This window comes from Microbacterium sp. BE35 (assembly GCF_031457705.1).
GTDB lineage: Bacteria > Actinomycetota > Actinomycetes > Actinomycetales > Microbacteriaceae > Microbacterium > Microbacterium trichothecenolyticum.
Genome location: NZ_JAVDXD010000004.1, coordinates 15,585 through 41,150 on the forward strand (window position 1 = coordinate 15,585; position 25,566 = coordinate 41,150).

Genomic DNA, 25,566 nt, shown 5'->3' on the forward strand with positions numbered 1-25,566 from the left:
GTGACAGCCGAGTACTCCGCCCATCATCTTCAGGTGCTCGAAGGGCTCGAAGCGGTCCGCAAGCGCCCCGGCATGTACATCGGCTCGACCGACTCGCGCGGCCTCATGCACTGCCTGTGGGAGATCATCGACAACTCCGTCGATGAGGCGCTCGCCGGCCACGGCTCGCGCATAGACATCGTGCTCCACGCCGACGGCAGCGTCGAGGTGCGCGACCGCGCCCGCGGCATCCCGGTCGACATCGAGCCGCGCACGGGGCTGACCGGCGTGGAGGTCGTCTTCACCAAGCTCCACGCCGGTGGCAAGTTCGGGGGCGGCTCGTACGCTGCATCGGGCGGGTTGCACGGCGTCGGGGCATCGGTCGTCAACGCCCTCTCGGAGCGCCTCGACGTCGAGGTCGACCGCGGCGGCAAGACGTGGGCGATGTCGTTCCACCGGGGCGAGCCCGGCATCTTCTCGAACGGCAGCCCCGACTCGGCCTTCACCCCGTTCGAGGACCGCAGCGAGCTGCGCGTCGCGGGCCGCGCCGCGAAGGGCGTGACCGGCACGCGCATCCGCTATTGGGCGGATCGCCAGATCTTCACCAAGGATGCCGCGTTCAACCTCCAGGAGCTCGAGCAGCGCGCGCGCCAGACCGCGTTCCTCGTCCCGGGCCTCGAGATCGTCATCCGCGACGAGCGACCCGGCACCGAGGCCGGCGAGCCCGTCGAGACGAGTTATCGGTTCGACGGGGGAATCTCCGAGTTCGCCGACTTCCTCGCACCCGACTCCGGCGTCACCGACACGTGGCGCCTCACCGGAGACGGCAAGTTCACCGAGACCGTCCCGGTGCTGCAGCCGTCGGGCGCCATGGTGCCCACCGAGGTCGAGCGCGAGTGCCATGTCGACATCGCGGTCAGGTGGGGCACCGGCTACGAGACGGTGTCGCGCTCGTTCGTCAACATCATCGCCACGCCCAAGGGCGGCACGCACCAGCAGGGGTTCGAGCAGGGTCTCATGAAAGTGCTGCGCGACCAGGTGGCGCAGAACGCGCGCCGTCTCAAGGTCGGAGGCGACAAGCTCGAGAAGGACGACATCCTCGCCGGGCTCACCGCCGTGCTCACCGTGCGCGTTCCGGAGCCGCAGTTCGAGGGTCAGACCAAAGAGGTCCTCGGCACGCCGGCGGTCCGCCAGATCGTGACGAACGTCGTCACCCGCGAACTCACCGCGCGCTTCACGTCGCCGAAGCGCGACGACAAGGCGCAGACCTCGCTGCTGCTCGACAAGGTCGTCTCCGAGATGAAGGCGCGCATCTCCGCCCGCACCCACAAAGAGACGCAGCGCCGCAAGAACGCCCTCGAGTCTTCGTCTCTGCCGGCGAAGCTCGCCGACTGCCGGTCGAACGATGTCGCCGAGTCCGAGCTGTTCATCGTCGAGGGCGACTCGGCCCTCGGCACCGCCAAGCTCGCGCGCAACAGCGAGTTCCAGGCGCTGCTGCCGATCCGCGGCAAGATCCTCAACGTCCAGAAGGCGTCGATCAGCGACATGCTGTCCAACGCCGAGTGCGCTGCGATCATCCAGGTGATCGGCGCCGGCTCGGGCCGCTCGTTCGATCTCGACACCGCCCGCTACGGCAAGATCATCCTGATGAGCGACGCCGACGTCGACGGCGCGCACATCCGCACGCTGCTGCTGACCCTGTTCTTCCGCTATATGCGACCGCTCATTGACGAAGGCCGCGTCTACGCCGCCGTGCCGCCGCTGCACCGCGTGGTCGTGATGAACCCCGGATCCAAGCCCAACGAGACGATCTACACGTACTCCGAGGCCGAGCTGCACGGACTCCTGACGAAGCTCACCAAGGCCGGCAAGCGCTGGCAGGAGCCCGTCCAGCGCTATAAGGGCCTGGGCGAGATGGACGCCGACCAGCTCGCGACCACGACCATGGATCGCAGCGGCCGGACGCTCCGGCGCGTGCGGATGCAGGACGCCGAGGCTGCGGCATCCGTCTTCGAACTGCTCATGGGCAACGATGTGGCGCCGCGCAAGGAGTTCATCATCGATTCGAGCGACCGGCTGGTGCGCGAGCGCATCGACGCGTGATCCGATCGCCGTTCCCCGCGACGACCAGAGGCGCACCGGCTGAGCCGTTGCGCCTCTCGTGCATCGGGCTCAGCGGATGCCGGTGCCCACGGCGCCGATGACGCCGTCGAGTGCGGTGCCCGACGCGTCGCGCTTCGCACCGGACTCCGGCAGGGCGCGGGTCGCACCATCCGATCCGATCGCGCGGGGATCGGTGCCGACCCAGGCGATCGTCAGCGCGTCCTCGCCTTTCAGGAACCGGTGGGCGCGCACGCCGCCGGTCGCGCGGCCCTTGGCCGGGAACTCGCTGAACAGCGACACCTTGGCGCTGCCGGCGTCGGTACCCGCGAGCGCAGTGGTGGAGCCGGCGATCGTGACCACGACGGCGTCGAACTCCGAGGGCCCGACGACATCGAACGAGATCACCTCAGCACCGTCGGTGAGACGGATGCCGGCCATGCCTCCGGCCGAGCGGCCCTGCGGGCGCACCGACGACGCGTCGAAGCGGAGCAGCTGGGCGTCGCTCGCCACGAACACCAGCTCGGCGCCCTCGGATGCGGGGGCGGCGCCGACGACGCGGTCGCCGTCCCTGAGGGCGATGAGCTCGATATCGTGCTTGTTCGCGATCTCGCTCGCGGCGACCCGCTTCACGACGCCCTGTGCCGTGCCGATCGCGATCGGCGGCCCATCGACGAGCGGCACGAGCGCGACGATGTGCTCGCCGCCGCTCAGACCCAGGTACTGGTCGCCGCGCGTCCCGGCCGCGAGCTGCACCGAGTTGCCGGGCACCGACGGCAGGTCGACGGGGGAGAATCGCACCAGGCGGCCGAGGTTCGTCACGGCACCGATGTCGCCGCGCGTGGTCGTGTCCACCGACGAGCGGATGGCATCGTGCTTCGAGCGCCGTGCGGGCGCGACGATGCCGCCGCCCGGTGCGTCGGCCGTGATCTCGGCGCGCACCATGCGACCGGTGGCGGAGAGGAAGACGCGGCACGGCGCGTCCGCGATCTGCAGGTCGGCGACCGCCGCCGCGGCGCGCGAGCGCGGCTGCACGGGACCGCCGTTGAGCAGGAGCGTGCGCCGGGGCGTGCCGAACGCCTCGGCGGCAGCATCCAATTCGTGCGCCACCTGCGCGCGCAGCAGCACGTCGCTGCCGAGCAGCTCCTCGAGCTGGGCAATCTCCTTCTTGAGGTTGTCGCGCTCGGTCTCGAGCTCGATGCGCGAGAACTTCGTGAGGCGACGCAGCCGCAGCTCGAGGATGTACTCGGACTGCGCCTCGGACAGATCGAAGACGCTCATGAGGCGCGTGCGCGCCTGCTCGCCGTCGTCGGACGTGCGGATGACCTGGATGACCTCGTCGATGTCGAGGATCGCGATGAGGAGGCCCTCGACGAGGTGCAGGCGTTCCTTGCGCCGCTCGAGGCGGTACCTGCTGCGGCGCGTGACGACGCTGATGCGGTGGTCGAGGTAGACGCGGAGCAGCTTGCGCAGGCCGAGGGTCTGCGGCTGCCCCTCGACGAGGGCGACGTTGTTGATGCTGAACGAGTCCTCGAGCGGCGTCAGCCTATAGAGGTGGTCGAGCACGGCCTGCGGGTCGAAGCCGGTCTTGATGCCGATCACCAGACGCAGGCCGTGGTGACGGTCGGTGAGGTCGTTGACGTCGGCGATGCCCTGCAGCTTCTTCGCGTTGACGGCGTCCTTGATCTTCTCGATGACGCGCTCGGGACCGACGAGGTAGGGCAGCTCCGTGACGATGAGGCCGGTGCGGCGCGGACCGAGCGACTCGATCGAGACCTTCGCCCGGGTGCGGAAGGTGCCGCGGCCGTTCGTGTAGGCGTCCTTGATGCCGTCCAGGCCGACGATGATGCCGCCCCCGGGAAGGTCGGGTCCGGGCACGAACTCCATCAGGTCTTCGACCGTCGCCTCGGGGTTCTCGAGCAGATGGGTCGCCGCACCGACGACCTCGATGAGGTTGTGCGGCGCCATGTTGGTCGCCATGCCGACCGCGATGCCGGTGGTGCCGTTCACGAGCAGATTGGGGAAGGCGGCAGGCAGCACCTCGGGCTGCTGGAACTGACCGTCGTAGTTCGGGATGAAGTCCACGACGTCTTCGTCGAGGTGCTCGGTGAGCGCGAGCGCCGGAGGGGCGAGGCGGGCCTCCGTGTACCGGGGCGCAGCAGGGCCGTCGTCGAGCGAGCCGAAGTTGCCGTGGCCGTCGACGAGAGGCACGCGCAGGGAGAACGGCTGGGCGAGACGGACGAGCGCGTCGTAGATGGGGGCGTCGCCATGCGGGTGCAGCTTTCCCATCACCTCGCCGACGACGCGGGCGCTCTTGACGTGGCCACGGTCGGGCCGCAGCCCCATGTCGGCCATCTGGAACAGGATGCGTCGCTGCACCGGCTTCAGCCCGTCGCGCGCGTCGGGCAGCGCACGCGAATAGATGACCGAGTACGCGTACTCGAGGAACGACGTCTGCATCTCGGAGGAGACGTCGACGTCCTCGATGCGTCCGTGGTCGGCGGGGGAGGAATCGGTGCGGGAAGCGGGCATGTGTCGATGAAGCCTCGGGTGACGGCGGGGAGCGAGGGGGCGCGGCCGCGTGTGCGAGACTGGCCCCGATGACCCTCAGCCTACCCGTGGACCCGCCGCGCGCCCGGAGCCTCACCCGTGTCGTGACCGAGATGTCGGCGGCCCTCGACGGCCGCTCGGAGTGGTTCGCCCCCGCACGGAGCGCGATCGTGTGGGTGCTCGACGGGCTCGGCGTCCACAACCTCTCGGCCCGCGCCGGACACGCCCGCTTCCTCAGCGAGGCGCGCATGAAGAAGGATGTCACGCGCACGGTCTTCCCCTCGACCACCGCCGCTGCGCTGACGAGTCTGCTCACCGGGGCACTGCCGGGGGAGCACGGCATCGTCGGGTACCGCGCGCGAGTGCCTGGCACCGACGACGTGGTCAATCTGCTCCGCGGCTGGGACACCGACGGCCTGCCTCCCGAGTTCCAGCGCGCCGCGCCGCTGTCCGCCACGCTAGGACGGCCGTTCTTCGCGGTCTCGCGCAACGAGTACGCCGGCACTGGTTTCACGGCGGCGACCCTCGGTGACGCCGCGTTCCACGGCGCCGACGACCTCGACGAGCGCGTGAGCCTCGCCGCCGACCTCGCGGCGCAGCATCCGGGGTCCCTCATCTATCTCTATGCCCCCGATCTCGACGCGGTCGGTCACAAGCGCGGCTGGGAGTCCGACGAATGGGTCGCGGTGCTGGAGCGGGTGGATGCCGCCGCCCGGACCCTCTCGAAATCGCTCGACCGCGGCACCGGGGTGGTCGTGACGTCCGACCACGGCATGATCGACGTGCCGCGGCACCGCCACCTCCTTCTCGAGGAGGGCGACGAGCTGCTCGACGGCGTCCGCCTCATCGGCGGCGAACCTCGCATGCTCCACCTCTACACGGAGCCGGGGGCGGAGGAGGCCGTGCTCGCGCGATGGCTCGAGGCCGAGGCATCCCGTTCGTGGGTGTTCTCGCGCGCCGAACTCGAGGCGTCAGGTCTGGTGGGCCGGATCGACGCGGAGGTGGAGGCCCGCATCGGCGACGTGATCGTCGCGGCGCGCGCAGGCATCGCGTACTACGACGACCGTCTCGCCGACAAAGCGCCGCAGAAGATGATCGGGCAGCACGGGTCGCTCACCGACGAAGAGCGGATCGTTCCGCTCATCCGCCTGGGCGCGTTCGCCGGGGCCTGAGCGGCTTCAGTCGTCGGAGCGGGCGCCGAAGACGATCTCGTCCCACGAGGGCATCGACGTGCGGCCCTTGCGACGACCGGCCTCGGCGACGGCGGCCGGTGTCGGTGCCTGGTAGTCGGACGCCGTCGGCTCCGCTTCGGATGCCGACTCGTCGTAGCCCGGCTCGAGCGCATCGAACAGCGCGACCGGTGCGGGCGAGCGAGGCGCAGCGGCGATCTCTTCGGCCCCCGGAAGCGGCTCGCGCTGACCGCGGCGACGACGCAGCGCCTCGAGCAGGTCGGCGGTCTCGGCCGAGGTCACGACGGCGGGCTCGGTGGCGCGTTTGATGGCGGCCTCCTGCACGGCAGGAGCGGCCGGAGACGGGATCTCGGGCGACTCGATGTCGGCGTCAGGGAGGCGGCGTGGGCCGAACGCTCCGCTGTCGAAACGGGAGTCGTCCTTCGGCGGCACGGCGTCCAGGGCGCGGAGCCGGGGGATGAGCCCCTCGGGGAGCGAGCCCTGACGGGACAGCTGGATGGCGTCCGCGTTCAGCGGCGACAGCGTGCTGCGGCGCGGATCGAAGCCCCAGCGGGCGTCGTGGCCGATGTCGTTCGAGGTGAACTCGAGCTTGACGGTCCAGCCGGTCGGCTCCTTCCAGCTCGTCCAGCGTTCGCCGATCGCGCCCGCCTCGGCGAGCTTGGCGCGCACCGCGGAACCGAACGTCGTCTGCCCGTCACCTTCGAAATCGCCGCCGAGCAGCACCGGGACGGCCAGTGCCTGACCCACGATGTGCTCGCGCTCGGCGAGCACGGGACCCTCGAAGCGCACGATGTCCTCGACGCGGGCGCCGAGGAGCTCTGCGACCTCACGTGCGGACAGCCCCGACCGGATGTGCGCCTGGATCTCGCGGGGGCTGGGGCGGGGGGTCTGCGCGTCGGACTCGCGCTCGCGGCGCGCCTTGCGCAGCTCACCGCGCAGGACGTCGTCGACGTCGAGCGTGAATCTCTCGCCGGACTCCGTCGCCAGGATGAGCTTGTCGTCCTCGGTTCCGATGACTTTGAGCTGTTCCATGCGGACGCTCCCTGCTTCTCGTGCCGGCTCTTGGCTGCGCTTTCCCGGCGGACTCACGGCTTCAGAGCCCGCCTGTGCGCCCATCGTGTCATAGCGCACCGCGACGACCGGGAATATCCCGCGCGTGCCGCGAGTTTCACGCGAACGCACGGTCAGGATGGCGCCGGATCGCATTTGCGAAAAGGGGAATGGTCGTGCAAACTATCGCCGCCCGCAAGGGCGAGCGCAACCGCGAATACCCGGAAGTTGAGATCTTCACGCATGGCCACCGATTACGACGCCCCCCGCAAGACCGAGGACGACAGCGAGTCGATCGAAGCGCTCAAGGAGCGCGTTCCCGACAAGCTCTCGGGCTCGGTCGACGTGGAGGACGCCGACAACCCGTCGGGCTTCGAGCTGCCCGGTGCCGACCTGTCGGACCTCGAGCTCGACGTCGTCGTTCTACCCGCCCAGGAGGACGAGTTCACCTGTTCGAACTGCTTCCTCGTGAAGCACCGCTCGCAGCTCGATCACGAGACCGCAGACGGCCCTATCTGTACTGAGTGCGCCGCGTGATCTGAGCCCGCCGTACTGCGGCGGCCAGCCGGTCCGGCGTCCGCGAGGAGATGACCCACGCGGTCGTCGGATCATCGGCATCAGTCACTGGGAGCACGACGACTCCGTCGATCCCGCCCCGGATGAGATGCCACGACCTGGGGTCCAGACCAGCACCGCGCGCGTGGCGCGCGTCCTCCCCGACGTGTACCGCGCCGTCGCCGAGGAACTCGACACCGATGTGCGCGCGCCCGGCCCGCAGCTCGCCGTCGCGGACCTCGACGACGGGTGCAGCCAGGATCAGCAGCGCGATCAGCAGGATGCCGATGCCGGCGCCCACGATGAGAGCGATCGTCGTGTCGATGGGTGTGACGACGAGCGCCGCCATCGGCGCCGCCATCCCCGCAGCGACCAGGATCCACAGCGACGGGCCGAGCCGCTCGCGATAACCGTCGGCAGGGCCGGTTCGGGCACCGGCATGAGGCGTTGAGTTCTGCATTACCCTCGTTGGGTGACTGAAACGGTGGACGTCCCCATTATCGCCCCCGACGTCCCGGTGTACGCGCACCCTGGGGACGCCGGAGCCGACCTCGTCGCCGCCGAGGCGGTTCGCCTCGAGCCCGGTGAGCGCGCTCTGGTCGGCACCGGCGTGCGGATCGCGCTGCCGGAGGGGTATGTCGCGTTCGTGGTCCCGCGCAGCGGCCTGGCCGCCAAGCACGGGATCACGGTCGTCAACGCGCCCGGCACGATCGACGCCGGCTACCGCGGCGAGATCAAGGTGATCCTGCTGAACACCGATCGGGCGCAGGCGCACGACATCGCCGTCGGCGACCGCATCGCGCAGATCATCGTGATGCCGGTGCCGCGCGCCGTATTCATCCCCGTGGAAACCCTGCCCGACAGCGTGCGCGGCGAGGGCGGCTTCGGCTCCACGGGCTACCAGAAGGACGGAGTCCTCGCATGACCGACCCCTCATCCGTCGAAGGCCCGCGCAAGGTCGCACCCGACGACCGCGCCTCGACCGGCCCGTTCGACGAGTCCGAGGCCAACCCGGTCCGCCCCTACATCGATCTCGGGGGGATCAAGATCCTCCCTCGTGAGGGCCTCAACCTCCGCCTCGAAGTCGAGGAGCAGACCAAGCGCATCGTGGCCGTCGGCCTGGACTACGCCGGTTCGACCCTTCAGGTGCAGCCGTTCGCCGCGCCCCGCTCGGCCGGCCTCTGGGAGGAGACGCGCGAGCAGATCCGCCAGCAGATCCGCCAGCAGGGCGGCCGCGTCGAGGAGCGCGAGGGACCGCTGGGTCCCGAGCTCCTCGCCGAGGTGCCCGTGATCGCCGGCGCCGACGGCACGGCGGGCAAGCGCCTCGCGCGCTTCGTCGGCGTCGACGGCCCGCGCTGGTTCCTGCGCGGCGTGATCGGGGGTGCAGCGACGGCCGACGTCGAGGCCGCGGCCGCCGTCGAGGACCTGTTCCGTTCGATCGTCGTCGTCCGCGGCGGCTCGCCGATGCCGCCCCGCGACCTCATCCCGCTGAAGATGCCGGCGACGCCGGGCTCCGCGTGAGCGACACCTCGCGCCCCGACGACGCGTCGGAATCCACCGCGGACGGTGCAGCCGACCGCCCCCCGGGACACACGGTCCCCACGACCCCTTCACACTCCGCTGGCGCGTCTCGCGGAGCCTTGGACGACGCGGGCCCCGCTGCCCCCACTGCGTCCGAGGTGCTCGGCGCCGCCCTGGGCGGGGCCGCGCGCCGGGCCGGTCTCGACCCGGCCGAGGGCAAGACCACCGGGCACGTCGTGTGGGCCGCGATGGGCGGCTGGCGCGGCATCCTCGAGTCCGTCCTTCCGGGCGTCGTGTTCCTCGTCGCCTGGACGGCCACGTACGACGCCGCCGCGAAGTCGGGAAACCTCCTCCTGAGCCTCGCGCTGTCGGTCGGCCTCGCCGCGGTCTTCACAATCGTGCGCCTGATCCAGCGGCAGTCTGCGAGCGCCGCGATCGGGGGCCTGATCGCGGCAGCCGCGGCGGCGGGCCTGTCCCTGTGGACCGGCAGGGGAGAGGACAGCTTCATCCCCGGCTTCCTCACCAACACGCTGTACGGCACGGCGTTCCTGGTGTCGGCGCTCATCGGGTGGCCGCTCATCGGCCTGGCCGTCGGCTTCCTCATGGGGGAGGGCACCGCGTGGCGCGCCGACAAGCGCAAGCGGCGCGTCTTCTTCTGGCTGTCGATCGCGTGGGCTTCACTGTTCGCGCTCCGCCTGATCGTGCAACTCCCGCTGTATTTCGCGGGCGACGTCGCTGCGCTCGGCACGATCAAGCTGATCATGGGCCTGCCGCTGTTCGCGCCATTGGTCGCGGTCACATGGCTCGCCGTGCGCGCGCTCTATCCACGCGCCTCCAAGTGATACATTTATCTCGACATCAAGATAAATTTCCCCCGAACCGTTAGGTCGACCTCACTAGCCGAGGGCTCCGGAGCGGGGGAAGATGGGGATGCCGGACTCCGGCACGATCCCGCCGCCGACGAAGGAGACAGACGTGTCCACGGTTGACAGCTTCGGTGCGAAGAGCACCCTGACGGTCGGCAGCACCGACTACGAGATCTTCCGCATCGACACCGTCCCCGGTTACGAGAAGCTCCCGTTCAGCCTGAAGGTGCTGCTCGAGAACCTGCTCCGCACCGAGGACGGCGCGAACGTCACCAAGGAGCAGATCGAGGCGCTCGGGTCGTGGGATGCCGCGGCCGAGCCGAACACCGAGATCCAGTTCACGCCGGCTCGCGTCGTGATGCAGGACTTCACCGGCGTTCCCTGCATCGTGGACCTCGCCACCATGCGCGAGGCGGTGGCCGCCCTGGGTGGCGACGCCACCAAGATCAACCCGCTCTCTCCCGCCGAGATGGTCATCGACCACTCCGTCATCGCGGACCTCTTCGGCACCGAGAACGCCCTCGAGCGCAACGTCGAGATCGAGTACGAGCGCAACGGCGAGCGGTACCAGTTCCTCCGCTGGGGCCAGACCGCGTTCAACGACTTCAAGGTCGTCCCCCCGGGCACGGGCATCGTCCACCAGGTCAACATCGAGCACCTCGCGAAGGTCATCTACGACCGCTCCGTCGGCGGCGTCCTCCGTGCATACCCCGACACGTGCGTCGGCACGGACTCGCACACCACGATGGTCAACGGCCTCGGCGTGCTGGGCTGGGGCGTCGGCGGCATCGAGGCAGAGGCGGCCATGCTCGGCCAGCCCGTCTCGATGCTCATCCCCAAGGTCGTGGGCTTCAAGCTCTCGGGCGCGATCCCGACGGGCGTCACGGCGACCGACGTCGTGCTGACCATCACCGACATGCTCCGCAAGCACGGCGTGGTCGGCAAGTTCGTCGAGTTCTACGGCGAGGGCGTCGCATCGGTCCCGCTCGCGAACCGCGCGACCATCGGCAACATGAGCCCGGAGTTCGGCTCGACCGCCGCGATGTTCCCCATCGACAGCGTGACCATCGACTACCTGCGCCTCACGGGCCGCGACGAGCAGCAGCTCGCGCTGGTCGAGGCCTACGCCAAGGAGCAGACGCTCTGGCACGACGCCTCGCGCGAGCCGGTCTTCAGCGAGTACATGGAGCTCGACCTCTCGACGGTGGTCCCGTCGATCGCCGGCCCCAAGCGCCCGCAGGACCGCATCATCCTCTCGCAGGCGAAGCAGCAGTTCGAGAGCGACCTCACCAACTACGCCGAGGTCGATCACGATCTGGTCGATCTCGAGGGCTCGGAGTCGTTCCCGGCGTCCGACCCGCCCGGAAACTCGCCCGAGGACGAGTACAGCCTCCACGAGCACCACCACCACAGCCACGCGCCGGCGACGGCGTCGAAGCCGACCCCGGTGACGCTCGAGGGCGGCGAGAAGTTCGTGCTCGACCACGGCGCAGTGACGATCGCCGCGATCACGTCGTGCACCAACACCTCGAACCCGTCGGTAATGCTCGCCGCCGGCCTCCTCGCCCGCAACGCGGTCAGGAAGGGCCTCAAGGCCAAGCCGTGGGTGAAGACCACCCTCGCGCCCGGCTCGAAGGTCGTCACCGACTACTACGAGAAGGCCGGTCTCACCAAGGACCTCGAAGACCTGGGCTTCTTCACCGTCGGGTACGGCTGCACCACCTGCATCGGCAACTCCGGGCCGCTCATAGAGGAGGTCTCCGCGGCGATCAACGAGAACGATCTCGCCGTCACCGCCGTGCTGTCGGGCAACCGCAACTTCGAGGGTCGCATCAACCCCGACGTGAAGATGAACTACCTCGCGAGCCCGCCGCTCGTGATCGCGTACTCGCTCGCCGGTTCGATGAACTTCGACTTCGAGGTCGACGCCCTCGGCACCGACCAGGACGGCAACGACGTGTTCCTGCGCGACATCTGGCCGGACTCGGCCGAGGTGCAGGCCACGATCGACTCGTCGATCAACAAGGACATGTTCACCCACCAGTACGCGAGCGTCTTCGAGGGCGACGAGCGGTGGCGGACCCTCCCGACGCCGACCGGCGACGTGTTCGAGTGGGACGAGGCCTCGACCTACGTGCGCAAGCCCCCGTACTTCGACGGAATGACGATGGAGCTGACCCCGGTCAGCGACATCTCGGGCGCGCGTGTCATGGCGACGCTGCTGGACTCGGTCACGACCGACCACATCAGCCCTGCCGGCAACATCAAGGCCGACAGCCCGGCCGGTCAGTACCTGGCCGCCCACGGTGTGGACCGCAAGGACTTCAACTCGTACGGCTCGCGCCGTGGCAACCACGAGGTGATGATCCGCGGCACATTCGCGAACATCCGTCTGAAGAACCAGCTCGTCCGCGAGGTCAACGACGGCGCCGAGGTCGAGGGCGGATTCACGCGCGACTTCACGCAGGCCGGCGGACCCCAGTCCTTCATCTACGACGCCAGCCAGAACTACCAGGCCGCGGGCACGCCGCTGGTCATCTTCGGCGGCAAGGAGTACGGCTCAGGCTCGTCGCGCGACTGGGCGGCCAAGGGCACGAGCCTGCTGGGCGTGAAGGCGGTCATCACCGAGAGCTTCGAGCGCATCCACCGCTCGAACCTCATCGGAATGGGCGTCGTGCCGCTGCAGTTCCCGGCCGGCGAGAGCTGGAAGTCGCTGGGTCTGGACGGCACCGAGATCGTCTCGATCTCGGGTCTCGAGCAGCTCAACGAGGGCGTCACGCCGAAGACCGTCAAGGTCACCGCGGAGCCCAGCGAGTTCTCGCCGGAGGGCAAGCAGACGGTCGAGTTCGACGCGGTCGTCCGCATCGACACGCCCGGTGAGGCCGACTACTACCGCAACGGCGGCATCCTGCAGTATGTGCTGCGCTCGCTGGTCTGACAGCTGATTCACGGGGGACCGGATGCTCCCCACGCCCCTCCACGTGTCGCTTCGCGCCACGCGGTGCCTCGGGCGTGTGGCCCAGCATCCGGTCCCCCCTTCATGCCGCGGGTAGACTTGCAGAGCCCTCACGGGGCCGGAAAGGAGCCGGGATGTCGCTGCTGTCGTCCATCACCGGACCCCGCGACCTCGACGCGCTGAGCCTCGATCAGCTCGAGCAGCTCGCGGACGAGATCCGCGGCTTCCTCGTCGAGAACGTCGCACGCACAGGCGGTCACCTGGGCCCCAACCTCGGTGTCGTCGAGCTCACGATCGCACTGCACCGCGTGTTCGACTCGCCGAACGATCCGATGATCTTCGACACGGGCCATCAGTCCTACGTGCACAAGCTGCTCACCGGGCGCCAGGACTTCACGAAGCTCCGCGCGCGCGAAGGCCTCGCCGGGTACCCGCAGCGCTCCGAGAGCCCGCACGATGTGGTCGAGTCGTCCCACGCCTCCAGCTCGCTGAGCTGGGCCGACGGCGTCTCGCGCGCACTGACGCGCACCGGCCGCAAGGACCGGCACGTGGTCGCCGTCGTCGGCGACGGCGCGCTCACCGGCGGCATGACGTGGGAGGCGCTCAACAACATCTCCGACGACAACGACCGCAACCTCGTCATCGTCGTCAACGACAACGGGCGCTCGTACGCCCCGACCATCGGCGGCATGGCACGCTACCTCAACCGCGTCCGCACCGCCGAGTCGTACCGCAATCTCCACCGCGGCTCCGACACGCTGTTCCGCAAGCTGGGCCCCGCGGCGCGCGCCGTCTACCGGGGCGTGCGCGGCGGCACGCACGGCTTCCTGTCGCGGTTCACGAACAACGCCGCGCTCTATTCGAACCTCGACATCAAGTACCTCGGTCCGGTCGACGGCCACGATCTGCCGACTCTCATGGAGACGCTCGAGCTCGCGAAGGAGTACGGCGCCCCCGTGATCGTCCACGCGATCACCGAGAAGGGCCGCGGCTACGCGCCCGCCCTCGAGGACGAAGCCGACCAGTTCCACGCCGTCGGCAAGATCGACCCGATCACGGGCGAAGCGCTCGGCGCGGCCGGCGGCACCGCCTGGACCGACGTCTTCGCCGATGAGCTAGTGCACCTGGGCGACGAGCGCGACGACGTGATCGCGATGACGGCCGCCATGCTGCGGCCCACAGGGCTCCTGCCGTTCGCGCAGCGCTTCCCCGACCGGGTGTACGACGTCGGCATCGCCGAGCAGCATGCCGTCGCCTCCGCGGCCGGTCTGGCGTTCGGCGGCCTGCATCCGGTCGTCGCGATCTACGCGACGTTCATGAACCGCGCCTTCGACCAGGTGCTGATGGATGTCGCCCTCCACCGCGCGGGCGTCACCTTCGTGCTCGATCGCGCCGGTGTGACCGGCCCCGACGGCCCGAGCCACCACGGCATCTGGGACCTGGCGATGCTGCAGATCGTCCCGCACATCCGCATCGCCGTGCCACGGGACGGCGCCCGCCTCCGCGAAGAGCTGCACGAGGCGGTCGCGGTCGATGACGCGCCCACCGTGATCCGTTTCCCGAAGGGCGGCGTGAGCCCTGAGCTCCCGGCGCTGGAACGGCTCGAGGACGGCGTGGACGTGCTGGTGCGCTCCGACGCCCAGGACGTGCTGCTGGTCGGCATCGGCCCGATGGCGCACACCGCGGTCGACGTCGCCGAGCGCCTGCGCGCACAGGGCATCGGCGCCACGGTCGTCGACCCGCGATGGGTCGTGCCGGTGCAGCCGTCGATCGTCTCGCTCGCCGCATCCCATCGCCTCGTCATCACGATCGAGGACGGCATCCGCGTCGGCGGCATCGGCACGCGGGTGCGCCAGGTGCTCCGCGAGGCGGGCGTCGACACCGCGGTCGACGAATTGGGCGTGCCCGACGAGTTCATCGATCACGCGAGCCGCGAGCAGATCCTCGAGGACGCAGGTCTCACGCCTGCGAAGATCGCGCAGGATGTCGTCGCCCAGGTGCTCGGCACCCGCATCCCCGTCGCCCGTGGCGCGGACACCCGCGAGATCCCCGTGATCCCGACCCTGTCTCGCGAGGAGCGACGCTAGGAGAACGCCTGCCGCGCGAGCTTCGCATCCCGCGGTCATCCGCATACGGCGAAAGGGCGCACCCTCCGAGGAGGATGCGCCCTTTCGGTGTTGGCGGCGTCAGCCGGCGATGCCCTTGATCACCGGGTGGTGGAAGGTGTCGCCGAAGGCGCGCTGGGAGGCGCCCTCGCGGTCGAGGTAGGGCGACGCGCCGCCGTCGATGAACGGCCAGCCCGCGCCGAGGATGAGGCAGAGGTCGATGTCCTCGACCTCGGGGACCACGCCCTCGTCGAGCATGAGCTTGATCTCCTGCGCGAGGCCGTCCTGCACGCGACGGAGGATGACGTCGGCCGACGCCGGCGACGAGCCCACCGCGGGCTTGAGCGTCTTCTCGGCGGCCTTGGTCCAGCCGGTCACGCGGCCGCCCTTGTCCTTCTCGACGACCTCGGGCAGCTCCGCGAGCGCGTGGAAGTTCTCGTTCGCGTAGAAGCGGTCGGGGAAGGCGTGCACCATCGTGTCCTGCACGTGCGCGGCCACCTTCCAGCCGACGAGGTCGATGAGCTGGAACGGCCCCATCGGCAGCCCGAGAGGCGCGAACGCCTTCTCGACCTCGGCGACCGGCGTGCCTTCGTAGACGGCGCGCGCCGCCTCGCCCATGACCTTGGCCAGCAGCCGGTTCACGACGAACCCGGGCGCGTCGGCGGTGAGCACCGCGTTCTTGCCGAGGTTCTTCGCGACGACGAACGCGGTCGACAGTGCGGCATCCGAGGTCTGGGGGGTCTTCACGATCTCGATCAGCGGCATGACCGCCACCGGGTTGAAGAAGTGGAAGCCCACCAGCCGCTCCGGGTGAGCCAGGTTCGCACCGATCTCCTCGACGGACAGCGACGAGGTGTTGGTCGCGAGGATCGCGTCCTCGGCGATGATCTGCTCGATCTCACCGAACACCTGCTGCTTGACACCGACCTCTTCGAACACGGCCTCGATCACGAAATCGCAGTCGGCGTAGAGACTCTTGTCGGTCGTGCCCATCACCAGCGCGCGCAGCTTGTTGGCGGAGTCGCCGTCGAGGCGGCCCTTCGCCTCGAGCTTGCCGATCTCGTCGTGGATGTATGCCACGCCCTTGTCGACGCGTGCCTGGTCGAGGTCGGTGATGAGCACCGGAACCTGCAGCTTGCGCACGAACAGCAGCGCGAACTGGCTCGCCATGAGACCGGCGCCGATGATGCCGACCTTCGTGACCTTCTTCGCGAGCTCCTTGTCGGGAGCGCCGACAGGACGCTTGGCGCGCTTCTGCACCAGATCGAAGGCATACATGGATGCGGCGAACTGGTCGCCCGTGACGAGCTCGGCGAGAGCCTCGTCCTCGCGTGCGAAGCCCTCGGCCTTCGAACCGTTCCGCGCCTTGTCCAGGAGATCCAGCGCCACGTACGGCGACTTCGGCACCGTGCCGATCTTCGACTCGAGCATGCCGCGGGCCACCTTGACGGCGATCGGCCACTTGGTGAGGCGCTCGATCTTGCCCGGCTCGTTCTTGCGGTCGACCTTGATCTTCCCGCCGAGGACGCCGTCGGCCCACGCCAGCGAGTCCTCGAGGTAGTTCGCGGCCGGGAAGATCGCGTCGACGATGCCGTAGTCGAATGCCTGCTGCGGCTTCAGCATGCGGTTCTGCTTCAGCGGGTTCGAGATCACGACCTCGAGCGCGTTCTCGATGCCGATGAGGTTGGGCAGCAGGTAGGCACCGCCCCAGCCGGGGATGATGCCGAGGAACACCTCGGGAAGCGCGATCGCCGCGGCCGAGGCATCCACCGTCCGGTACGTGCTGTTGAGCGCGATCTCGAGACCGCCGCCGAGCGCGAGCCCGTTGACGAAGGCGAACGTGGGCACACCCAGCTCGGAGAGCTGACCGAACACCTTGTGGCCGAGCTGCGCCACCATGCGGGCGTTGTCCTTCGAACCGACCTTGCTGATGTCGCTGAGGTCGGCGCCCGCCGCGAGGATGTACTGCTTGCCGGTGATGCCGACCGCCTGGATCTCGCCGGCCGCCGCCCGCGCCTTGAGGGCGTCGAGCGTCTCGCCGAGCTGGAACATCGTCGCGGGGCCCAGCGTGTTCGGGCGGGTGTGGTCGCGACCGTTGTCGAGCGTGACCAGCGCCAGCACCTTGCCGGAGCGCAGTCGGATGTCGCGCACCCGCGAGTGCGTGATCACCTCGCCTTCGGTGACGGCGAGGATGGGGGAGAAGTCGATGTCGTCGTAGTTCGTCATTGCTCGATCACTTCCGCTTCTTGCCGTCGAAGTGGGGGTTCTCCCAGATGACCGAGCCGCCCTGGCCGAGGCCCACGCACATCGCGGTGAGGCCGTAGCGGACGTCGGGACGCTCGGCGAACTGGGCCGCGAGCTGGATCATCAGACGCACGCCGGAGGCGGCGAGCGGGTGGCCGAGCGCGATGGCGCCGCCCCACTGGTTGACGCGGGGGTCGTCGTCGGCGATGCCGAAGTGGTCCAGCAGCGAGATGACCTGGATCGCGAAGGCCTCGTTCAGCTCGAACAGACCGATGTCGTCGATCGTGAGTCCGGCCTTCTTGAGGGCCTTCTCGGTCGACGGGATCGGGCCGATGCCCATGATCTCGGGCTGCACGCCGGCGAACGCGAACGAGACGAGCTTCATCTTCGGCTTCAGGCCCAGCTCCTTCACCGCTCCGCCGCCGGCGAGCAGCGACATCGTCGCGCCGTCGGTGAGGGGCGATGACGTGCCGGCCGTCACGCGGCCGTGCGGGCGGAACGGCGTCTTCAGCGCCGCCAGGTCTTCCATCGTGGTCTGCGGGCGCCGGCCCTCGTCCTCGGTGGCCAGGCCCCACGAACCGTCGGCGTCCTTGGTCGCGATCGACACCAGATCGGGCTGGATCTTGCCGTTGTCGTAGGCGGCCTGCGCCTTGTGCTGGCTGAGCATGCCGTAGCGGTCCGAGCGCTCCTTCGTGAGGTGCGGGAACCGGTCGAAGATGCGCTCGGCGGTGACGCCCATGTTGAGCGCGCCGGGGTCGACCATCTTCTCGGCGACGAAGCGCGGGTTGGGGTCGGCGTTGCCGCCGATGGGATGGTGCCCCATGTGCTCGACGCCGCCGGCGAGGGCGACGTCGTACATCCCGACGCCGATGGAGCCCGCCATCGTCGTGACGCTCGTCATGGCGCCCGCACACATACGGTCGATCGCGAAGCCCGGGACGGTCTGTGGGAGCCCGGCGAGGATCGCGACACTGCGGCCGAGGGTCAGCCCCTGGTCACCGGTCTGACTGGTCGCGGCTATGGCGACATCGTCGATGCGGTCCTTGGGAACGCCCGGATTGCGCTCCATGAGCCCGATCGTCGCCTTGACGGCGAGGTCGTCCGCGCGGGTGTTCCAGTACATGCCTTTCTCGCCGGCACGCCCGAACGGGGTCCGCATGCCATCGACGAAGAAGACGTCCGAAATCTCGGCCACTCTGCCTCCAAAAGTAGGGATGTCGCCAGCCTAGGAGGGCGCGTGGAGCGGTCGGAATCGGGTGGGGGAAACCTACGAAGCCGTTTCCGACGCCTCCGCGACTGCTTGCACGGAATCCACAAAGGCATCGGCGATCACCTGTGAGGTCTGCGCAATCTGCCAGGGTCGTGCGCCCAACGCGGCCAGTGCTTCGCCGATGGATGCCGCGGTCAGCGGCTGCGGGGGAGCCCAGGCGACGCGCCGCAGCAGCTCGGGCGTGAGGAGGTTCTCGGTCGGCATGTGGAGCTCCTCCGCCCGCCGCTCCACGACGGGGCGAGCCGCCTTGAGACGGGCATCGGCCTCGGGGTTGCGATCCACCCAGGCCCGCGGCGGCGGCAGCGTGTCGCCTCCGGCGGCGCGTTCCAGCGGCAGCTGCGTGACGGCGCGTCCGTTCTCGATCGCCGCCCACCAGCGGTCCAGCTGCGACCGGCTCGCTCGGCCGGTGAAGTCCTTGACGGCGGCCAGGGCGCTCTTCGACTTGGGATCGGCGAGCACGGCGGCCACCAGTGCACGATCGGGGACGAGGCGGCCGGGCGCGACATCCTCCTCCCTCGCGTACTCCTCACGGGCGGTCCACAGTTCACGGGCCACGGCCAGCGCCTTGCGGCCGCGCACCGTGTGCAGACCTGAGAGGCGGCGCCACGGCTCCTCGCGCGGCGGCTTGGGCTCGCGCTCGAGCACGGCACGGAACTCCTCCGCGGCGAACTCGGTCTTGCCCTGCTCCACGAGCTCTGCGGCGAGCTTGTCGCGCACATCGACGAGGTGTTCGACGTCGAGCGCCGCGTACTCGAGCCAGGACTGGGGCAGCGGCCGCGTCGACCAGTCCGACGCGGAGTGGGCCTTCGCGAGTGTGATGCCCAGTGTGTCCTCCACGACCGCGCCGAGGCCCACCCGCTCATGACCGAGGAGGCGGGCGGCGAGCTCGGTGTCGAAGATGGAAGCCGGTTCGAGGCCGATCTCGCGCAGCGACGGCAGGTCCTGACTCGCGGCGTGCAGCACCCATTCCTCGCCGCCGATGGCGTCCTGGAGGGCACGGAAGTCGCCGATCGGCGGGGGATCGAAGAGGAACACGCCCGCACCGCGCCGGTACACCTGCACCAGGTACGCCCGCTGCGAGTAGCGGAAACCCGACGCGCGCTCGACGTCGACGGCGACGGGACCCTCCCCGTCGACCAGTCGTCGCGCGACCTCTCCGACGCGCGAGACCTCGTCGATCACGTCGTAATCAGCCACGTGGCGACCTGTGCGAACCGAGCATCGCGATCCCTTCCGAGCCGGGCGGAAGCCCGGCCAGCATGCATACCAACTCCGCCCATGCTTCCACGTGCGGAACGATCGCGCCTTCCGGAGACCACGATGCGCGCAGTTCTATCTGCGCGCCGTCACCCTCCGCGGCCAGTGCGCCGAACCCCTTGGAGAGGGTCTTGGTCGCTGTGCCGGATGCCGAATGGAAGCCCGCACCTCGTGACTCGAGCGCGTCGGTCAGCCACGTCCACGCGACGTCTGCGAGCAGCGGATCGACGCCGATCTCAGGCTCGAGGGGAGCCTGCGCGAAGCACACGATCCGCCACGGCCCGTTCCACGGCGCGGGCTCCTCCGGGTCGTGCATGAGAACCAGCCGGCCGGTGCCGTATGGCGAGTCCGTGGCGTCGGGTTCGGGGCGGACGTCACCCGCGATGGCGAACGCGTTCGGAGCGAGACCCTGCGGCGCGGCGATCTCGCGGACGGTGAGGTCGTCGCGGAAGGAGATCGCCCGCACCGCCTCGGCGGCCTGCTCGAAAGAGCCCGGTGCCGCCGGAGGACGCTGCTCAGTCACCCGGACAGACTAGAGTGATGCCTCGATGGTCGCCTCCAGGCGCGCCGCATGGGACGGCGCACGCAGTTACCCGGGAGGGCCGAAGGCTCTCCCTCCTCGCCGCGGGCGCAGGACGCCCGCCCTCGTCGCCGGTGTGAAGGCCGCGCTCACGGTGCTGAGCGTGGCCCTGGCCGCTGTGCTGGGCGCGCTCGCGGCGGGCTCCGTCGTGATGGCGCGGAAGGTCGTGACCCCGGCGCGCCGACAGGCCGACACGCGGATCCTGGCGCTGGACACCGCCGCGCAGACGATCACACTGTCGCGCACGGCCGACACCGAGCTCCCCGGGCGCTATGGCCTCTTCACGAGCGGCACGTCCGACTACATCAAGCTCGGATCGGTGCTCTCGGAGGACGCCTCGAGCGTCAAGCGAAAACTGCTGACGCACGTCTCCGCCGACGCGCGCCTCGCCCCCGAGGCGGCGTTCAGCGGCTGGTACTACGACCACCCCGAGCAGCTGCACCTGCCGTTCACCCCCGAGCTCATCGGCTCCACGGTCGGGCCGTGCCCGGCATGGCTGTTCCCGGCAGGCGAGGGCGACACGTGGGTCATCCAGGTGCACGGGCGCGGCACGACGCGCGCCGAGTGCCTGCGGGCGGTGCCGGTGTTCCACGGCCTCGGCATCACATCGCTGGTCGTGTCGTACCGCAACGACGGCGAGGCGCCTCGCAGCCGCAACGGCACGTATGCGCTGGGTGCCACGGAGTGGCGCGACGTCGACGCGGCTGTCGGGTTCGCACGGCGTCGCGGCGCGCGCCGGATCATCGTCATGGGGTGGTCGATGGGCGGCGCGATCGCGCTGCAGCTCGCCCTCAACTCGGCGCACGGCGACTCCATCGCGGGCCTCATCCTCGAGTCTCCGGTCGTCGACTGGCGGGTCGTGCTCGACTACCAGGCCAAGGCGGAGCGCGTCCCCGGGGCGGTCAGCCGCCTCGCGATCGAGGCGCTGCAGGCCGAGTGGGCGTCGCCGCTGACCCGCACCGGCGCGGCCATCCGTCTCGATCAGCTCGACGTGGTCGCGCGGGCGGCGGAGCTCAGGCATCCGATCCTCATCCTCCACAGCGACGACGACGGATTCGTGCCGTCGGACGCGTCGCACGACCTGGTCGCCGCCCGTCCGGATCTGGTCGAGATGCAGGTGTTCGAGGTGGCGCGGCACACGAAGCTCTGGAACTACGACCAGGAGCGCTGGAGCGCATCCATCGGCACCTGGCTCACCGCCCACGGGATCGTCGCGGACTGACGAGCGGTCGGGGTCAGGCGCCCGACTTGGCGCGCACCTGACGCTGGGCGCGCAGGAGCATCCCCGTCATGCCGGACAGGCGCAGCGGCGACACCACACGGGTCAGTCCCAGCGTCTGGGGGAAGTCGCCGGGCACCGCGAGCACCTCGGCGGCCGTGAGGCCGGTGATGCCCTGCGCCAGGATGCTCGCGAAGCCGCGGGTCGTCGGCGCTTCCGGGGGAGCGGTCGCGTGCATCGCGACGGCCCCGTCGGCATCGACGTCGACGACGATGAAGACGGGGGACTGGCACTCGACCACGCGCTCGTACAGCTCGGGGTGCCCCTCGTACTCCACGGGCACCGGCGGGAGCTCGTACGAGTACTCGAGCAGCAGCTGCAGCCGGTCGGGCTCGGGCAGCTCGAGGAACTCGTCCCGGATCTCGGCGAGTCGGTCGGGCAGGGCGATTTCGGTCATCGCCACCATTTTCCCATGGGGTGGATGCTGCGGCTCAGCGTGCGGGCGCTTCGCCCGGCTCCGCACCGGCCACGATCGGCACGCGCACGGCGCTTCCCCACTCGGTCCACGAGCCGTCGTAGTTGCGTACGTCCTCGAAGCCGAGGAGGTGCTTCAGCACGAACCACGTGTGGCTCGACCGTTCGCCGATGCGGCAGTACGCGACGATCGCGTCGCCGTCCTCGAGCCCGACCTCACCGCGGTAGATCGCATCCAGCTCGGCGCGGGGCTTGAAGCCGCCGTCCTCGCCGACCGCGCGCGCCCACGGCACGCTCTGCGCCGACGGGATGTGCCCGCCGCGCAGCGCACCTTCCTCGGGGTACGCCGGCGCCGACGTGCGGGAGCCGTCGTACTCCTCGGGGGAGCGGACGTCGATGAGCGGGCCGTTGCCGAGGTGCGCGAGCACGTCGTCCTTGTAGGCGCGCAGCACGGAGTCGTCGCGCTCGACGACCGGGTAGTCGGTCGGTGCCGGGGTCGAGGCATCCGTCGTGATCGGCCGCCCCTCGGCGATCCACTTGTCGCGTCCGCCGTCCAGGAGACGCACGTCATGGTGCCCGAACAGCGAGAAGACCCACAGCGCGTAGGCGGCCCACCAGTTGTTCTTGTCTCCGTAGATGACGACGGTGTCGTCGCGCGAGATGCCCTTGCGGCTGAGGAGTTCGGCGAAGCCCTCGCCGTCGACGTAGTCGCGCACGACGGGGTCGTTGAGCTCGGTGTGCCAGTCCACCTTGACGGCGCCGGGGATGTGACCGGTCTCGTACAGCAGCACGTCCTCATCCGACTCGACCACGACGAGGCCCGGCTCGCCGAGGTGCGCCTGGAGCCACTCGCCCGTCACGAGCCGCGCGGGCTCGGAGTACTCGGCGAACTTCTCGGACGAGGTGTCGGTCTCGACGGTCATGGCATCTCCTGGATCGGGGGGGGCGAGGGCGAGGGCGCGGGCACCCGTCATCCGGCGTCAAGCGAGGGACAGGCGCGCACGGCTGACGGTTAGGGTTGAACCGTCGCCTCCGACCCTAGATTCCCGGGCGGGGCAGCACAGCCCCTCTGTAAGACTCCGACACAGGATCCGCATGACCGTCTCCGCCACCCGCACCGGCGTCGTCCACCTCGCGGAGCGTGCTCCGCAGCTCGCCGGCGCCGAGATGGTCGCCGCGCTGGTCCCGCCGCCCCAGTTCGCCGACGCGACGTTCGACACGTACCGCGCCGACCCCGCCTATCCGTCGCAGCAGGGCGCGAAGGATCTGCTCCAGGCCTTCTCGGGTGCCGCCGCGCCGGTCAAGGGCGGGCTGTTCCGGCGCGCGAAGCGCCCGGAGCTGAAGCCGGGCGTCTACCTCGACGGCGGCTTCGGCGTCGGCAAGACCCACCTGCTCGCGTCCGTCTACCACGCGATGCCTGCGCGCCGGAAGTACTTCGGCACGTTCATCGAGTACACCGCGCTCGTCGGCGCGCTCGGCTACCAGAACACCGTCGAGCTCTTCCGTGGCTCCGACCTGCTCTGCATAGACGAGTTCGAGCTCGACGATCCGGGCGACACGATGGTCATGACACGCCTGCTCGCCGAGCTCGTGGCTTCGGGGACGCGGCTGGCCGCGACATCCAACACCCCTCCCAATGCCCTCGGCGAGGGGCGCTTCGCCGCGCAGGACTTCCTCCGCGAGATCCACGCGATGGCGTCGAGCTTCCAGACGATCCGCATCGACGGCACCGACTTCCGCCACCGCGCGGTCGACGGGCACGCCGTCGTGCTCGATGCGCCGCAGTACGAGGCGGCGATCGCGGATGCCGCGGCGACCGGCCTCGCGTCGGACGACACGTTCGACGCGCTTGTCTCCCACCTCGCGCACGTGCACCCGTCCCGTTACATCCGCCTCATCGAGGACCTGTCGCTCGTGGGGCTGCGCGATGTGGCGGCGTTCACCGATCAGTCGGCGGCACTGCGGTTCGTCGCTTTCATCGACCGCGTCTATGACGCCCAGCTGCCCATCCGCGCGACGGGCACGTCGCTCGACCTCGTCTTCCCCGAGGAGATGCTGGCCGGCGGGTACCGCAAGAAGTACCTCCGCGCCGTCTCGCGCCTGGTGGCGTCGACGCTGGCCTGAACGGCCGGTTCGACGAAGACGCACGGCCGCCGTTCGGCGCGCCGAAACACGATGTTTACGTGCGCACGCCTCGCGTAACGAAGGGGAAACACGGGTCATCCCGCTCCGGAAACGGAGCATCGACACACTGAGGGAACCCGACGCTACACCTGCGTCCCTGCAGAGAGGTTCTCTTCGAGATGGATCAAGGCAACACCGCATTCATCCTGATAGCGGCAGCACTCGTCCTGTTGATGACGCCAGGACTCGCTTTCTTCTACGGCGGCCTGGTCAAGGCCAAGAGCGTCATCAGCATGATGATGCTGAGCTTCGGCGCCATGGGCCTGATCGGCGTCCTCTGGGTCGTCTACGGCTACGCGATCGCCTTCCCCGGCTCTGACGGCCTCGTCGCGCCGTGGTCGATCGACTGGTCGGCCATCGGACTCGAGAGCCTGCTCGAGGTTCCCGAGGGCGCCGCCTACCCGCCGCTCGCGTTCGTCGCCTTCCAGGCCACGTTCGCCATCATCACCGTCGCGCTCGTCTCGGGCGCCATCGCCGACCGCGCGAAGTTCGGCTCGTGGATGATCTTCGCCGCCATCTGGGCGACGATCGTCTACTTCCCCGTCGCCAGCTGGGTGTTCAACTTCGGTCTCGCCGACGACGGCAGCTTCGCTTACGGCGGCTGGATCACGTACGGCATGCAGGAGTGGTTCGGCGTCGGCGCGATCGACTTCGCCGGTGGTACCGCGGTGCACATCAACGCCGGTGCCGCAGCCCTCGCGCTCGCGCTCGTGCTCGGCAAGCGCGTCGGCTTCCAGAAGGGCGTCCACGTCCCGCACAACCCGCCGTTCGTGCTCCTCGGCGCGGGTCTGCTGTGGTTCGGCTGGTTCGGCTTCAACGCCGGATCCGAGCTCGCCGCCGACGGCACCGCCGCGGTCGCGTTCGTGAACACCATCGCGGCTCCCGCGGCGGCCCTGCTCGCATGGCTCGTCGTCGAGAAGATCAAGGACGGCAAGCCCACCTCCGTCGGCGCCGCCTCGGGCGCCGTGGCGGGCCTCGTCGCGATCACCCCCGCATGCGCGTCGCTCACCCCGATCTGGGCCATCGTGCTCGGCCTCATCGCCGGTGCCGTCTGCGCCCTCGCGATCGAGCTCAAGTACAAGTGGGGCTTCGACGACTCCCTCGACGTCGTGGGCATCCACCTCGTCGGCGGCCTCCTCGGAACGCTCTACCTCGGCTTCTTCGCGAACGAGACCGGCCTCATCTACAGCGGCAACGGCACGCAGCTGATGGTGCAGGCGATCGCCGCCGTCGCCGTGCTGGTGTACTCGTTCGTGCTCGCCTACGTCATCGGCTTCGCGATCGAGAAGACGGTCGGCTTCCGCGTCAAGAACGAGGATGAGGTCGCCGGCATCGACACCGTCGTCCACGGCGAGGAGGGCTACGTGCTCGAGGGCGCCCGCGCCTGACGGATCAAGTCACCTCTCGAAGGGGCGTCGCGGTTCCCCCCCCACCGCGGCGCCCCTTCGCCGCGCTCGCACGTTGGC

The 25,566-nt window shown here is 69.7% G+C and carries 20 protein-coding genes; 11 read left to right on the top strand and 9 right to left on the bottom strand.

All coding sequences use genetic code 11. The annotated features are described in order from the left end of the window. A complete protein-coding gene (locus J2Y46_RS13870; RefSeq protein WP_045302596.1) occupies nucleotides 1–2,082 on the top strand; it encodes a DNA topoisomerase IV subunit B in 2,082 nt (693 codons plus the stop codon). A gap of 69 nt (nucleotides 2,083–2,151) precedes the next feature. Here J2Y46_RS13870 and J2Y46_RS13875 read toward each other — a convergent pair whose 3' ends face one another. Further along, complete coding sequence (locus J2Y46_RS13875) at nucleotides 2,152–4,611, bottom strand: DNA topoisomerase IV subunit A (protein ID WP_310243112.1); 2,460 nt, start codon at nucleotides 4,609–4,611, stop codon at nucleotides 2,152–2,154. A 68-nt stretch (nucleotides 4,612–4,679) separates the two neighbouring features. Here J2Y46_RS13875 and J2Y46_RS13880 point away from each other — a divergent pair, with 68 nt between their 5' ends. Then, on the top strand, nucleotides 4,680–5,801 hold the full coding sequence (locus J2Y46_RS13880; protein ID WP_310243115.1) for an alkaline phosphatase family protein: 1,122 nt from the start codon (nucleotides 4,680–4,682) through the stop codon (nucleotides 5,799–5,801). 6 nt (nucleotides 5,802–5,807) lie between these two features. Here the strand turns inward: J2Y46_RS13880 and sepH are convergent, their stop codons facing one another. Then, nucleotides 5,808–6,851 (bottom strand): septation protein SepH, encoded by a 1,044-nt coding sequence (gene sepH / locus J2Y46_RS13885; protein WP_045302588.1) that lies wholly within the window; start codon nucleotides 6,849–6,851, stop codon nucleotides 5,808–5,810. Between the two features lie 261 nt (nucleotides 6,852–7,112). Here sepH and J2Y46_RS13890 point away from each other — a divergent pair, with 261 nt between their 5' ends. Further along, a complete protein-coding gene (locus J2Y46_RS13890) occupies nucleotides 7,113–7,406 on the top strand; it encodes a DUF4193 domain-containing protein (RefSeq protein ID WP_045302586.1) in 294 nt (97 codons plus the stop codon). Here the strand turns inward: J2Y46_RS13890 and J2Y46_RS13895 are convergent. After that, nucleotides 7,381–7,884: a DUF3093 domain-containing protein gene (locus tag J2Y46_RS13895; RefSeq protein WP_045302584.1), complete on the bottom strand. Its 504-nt coding sequence runs from the start codon at nucleotides 7,882–7,884 to the stop codon at nucleotides 7,381–7,383. The genes J2Y46_RS13890 and J2Y46_RS13895 overlap by 26 nt on opposite strands. 12 nt (nucleotides 7,885–7,896) lie before the next feature. On the opposite strand from J2Y46_RS13895, the gene dut reads away from it, so the two are divergent. From dut to dxs, 5 genes are all read left to right on the top strand, one after another. Further along, nucleotides 7,897–8,349, top strand: a complete 453-nt coding sequence (dut, locus tag J2Y46_RS13900) for a dUTP diphosphatase (protein WP_211255976.1) — start codon at nucleotides 7,897–7,899, stop codon at nucleotides 8,347–8,349. Further along, complete coding sequence (locus tag J2Y46_RS13905; RefSeq protein WP_045302582.1) at nucleotides 8,346–8,945, top strand: DUF3710 domain-containing protein; 600 nt, start codon at nucleotides 8,346–8,348, stop codon at nucleotides 8,943–8,945. The genes dut and J2Y46_RS13905 overlap by 4 nt, the downstream gene beginning before the upstream one ends. A gap of 119 nt (nucleotides 8,946–9,064) precedes the next feature. Continuing rightward, nucleotides 9,065–9,787 (top strand): DUF3159 domain-containing protein, encoded by a 723-nt coding sequence (locus tag J2Y46_RS13910; RefSeq protein WP_045302580.1) that lies wholly within the window; start codon nucleotides 9,065–9,067, stop codon nucleotides 9,785–9,787. A gap of 133 nt (nucleotides 9,788–9,920) precedes the next feature. Beyond that, nucleotides 9,921–12,749, top strand: a complete 2,829-nt coding sequence (gene acnA, locus J2Y46_RS13915) for an aconitate hydratase AcnA (RefSeq protein WP_310243127.1) — start codon at nucleotides 9,921–9,923, stop codon at nucleotides 12,747–12,749. 152 nt (nucleotides 12,750–12,901) lie between these two features. Then, complete coding sequence (dxs, locus tag J2Y46_RS13920; protein ID WP_045302577.1) at nucleotides 12,902–14,854, top strand: 1-deoxy-D-xylulose-5-phosphate synthase; 1,953 nt, start codon at nucleotides 12,902–12,904, stop codon at nucleotides 14,852–14,854. 99 nt (nucleotides 14,855–14,953) lie between these two features. On the opposite strand, the gene J2Y46_RS13925 is transcribed toward dxs, so the two are convergent. The 4 genes from J2Y46_RS13925 to J2Y46_RS13940 all read right to left on the bottom strand — a co-directional run bounded on the left by J2Y46_RS13925 (nucleotide 14,954) and on the right by J2Y46_RS13940 (nucleotide 20,166). After that, nucleotides 14,954–17,098, bottom strand: coding sequence for a 3-hydroxyacyl-CoA dehydrogenase NAD-binding domain-containing protein (locus J2Y46_RS13925; protein WP_310243130.1), 2,145 nt, complete (start codon nucleotides 17,096–17,098; stop codon nucleotides 14,954–14,956). Between the two features lie 7 nt (nucleotides 17,099–17,105). After that, the gene (locus J2Y46_RS13930) at nucleotides 17,106–18,311 is read right to left on the bottom strand and encodes a thiolase family protein (RefSeq protein WP_310243132.1); all 1,206 of its coding nucleotides are present in this window, start codon (nucleotides 18,309–18,311) and stop codon (nucleotides 17,106–17,108) included. A gap of 72 nt (nucleotides 18,312–18,383) precedes the next feature. Beyond that, complete coding sequence (locus tag J2Y46_RS13935) at nucleotides 18,384–19,583, bottom strand: ribonuclease D (RefSeq protein WP_045302573.1); 1,200 nt, start codon at nucleotides 19,581–19,583, stop codon at nucleotides 18,384–18,386. Continuing rightward, entirely contained in the window at nucleotides 19,576–20,166 is a 591-nt protein-coding gene (locus J2Y46_RS13940; RefSeq protein ID WP_045302571.1) for a DUF3000 domain-containing protein, read from the bottom strand. Before J2Y46_RS13940 ends, J2Y46_RS13935 begins: the two co-directional genes overlap by 8 nt. A 25-nt stretch (nucleotides 20,167–20,191) precedes the next feature. Here J2Y46_RS13940 and J2Y46_RS13945 point away from each other — a divergent pair, with 25 nt between their 5' ends. Then, complete coding sequence (locus J2Y46_RS13945) at nucleotides 20,192–21,445, top strand: S9 family peptidase (protein WP_045302568.1); 1,254 nt, start codon at nucleotides 20,192–20,194, stop codon at nucleotides 21,443–21,445. A 13-nt stretch (nucleotides 21,446–21,458) separates the two neighbouring features. Here the strand turns inward: J2Y46_RS13945 and J2Y46_RS13950 are convergent, their stop codons facing one another. Both J2Y46_RS13950 and J2Y46_RS13955 read right to left on the bottom strand, forming a co-directional pair. Beyond that, a complete protein-coding gene (locus tag J2Y46_RS13950; RefSeq protein WP_045302912.1) occupies nucleotides 21,459–21,899 on the bottom strand; it encodes a SufE family protein in 441 nt (146 codons plus the stop codon). A 34-nt stretch (nucleotides 21,900–21,933) separates the two neighbouring features. Beyond that, nucleotides 21,934–22,839 carry a sulfurtransferase gene (locus J2Y46_RS13955; RefSeq protein ID WP_045302566.1) on the bottom strand — a complete coding sequence of 302 codons (906 nt, stop codon included), beginning with the start codon at nucleotides 22,837–22,839 and terminating at the stop codon, nucleotides 21,934–21,936. A gap of 172 nt (nucleotides 22,840–23,011) precedes the next feature. Here J2Y46_RS13955 and zapE point away from each other — a divergent pair, with 172 nt between their 5' ends. Continuing rightward, nucleotides 23,012–24,040, top strand: coding sequence for a cell division protein ZapE (gene zapE, locus J2Y46_RS13960; RefSeq protein WP_310243139.1), 1,029 nt, complete (start codon nucleotides 23,012–23,014; stop codon nucleotides 24,038–24,040). Nucleotides 24,041–24,219: 179 nt separating this feature from the next. Further along, a complete protein-coding gene (locus tag J2Y46_RS13965; RefSeq protein ID WP_045302562.1) occupies nucleotides 24,220–25,488 on the top strand; it encodes an ammonium transporter in 1,269 nt (422 codons plus the stop codon). Nucleotides 25,489–25,566: the final 78 nt, after the last annotated feature.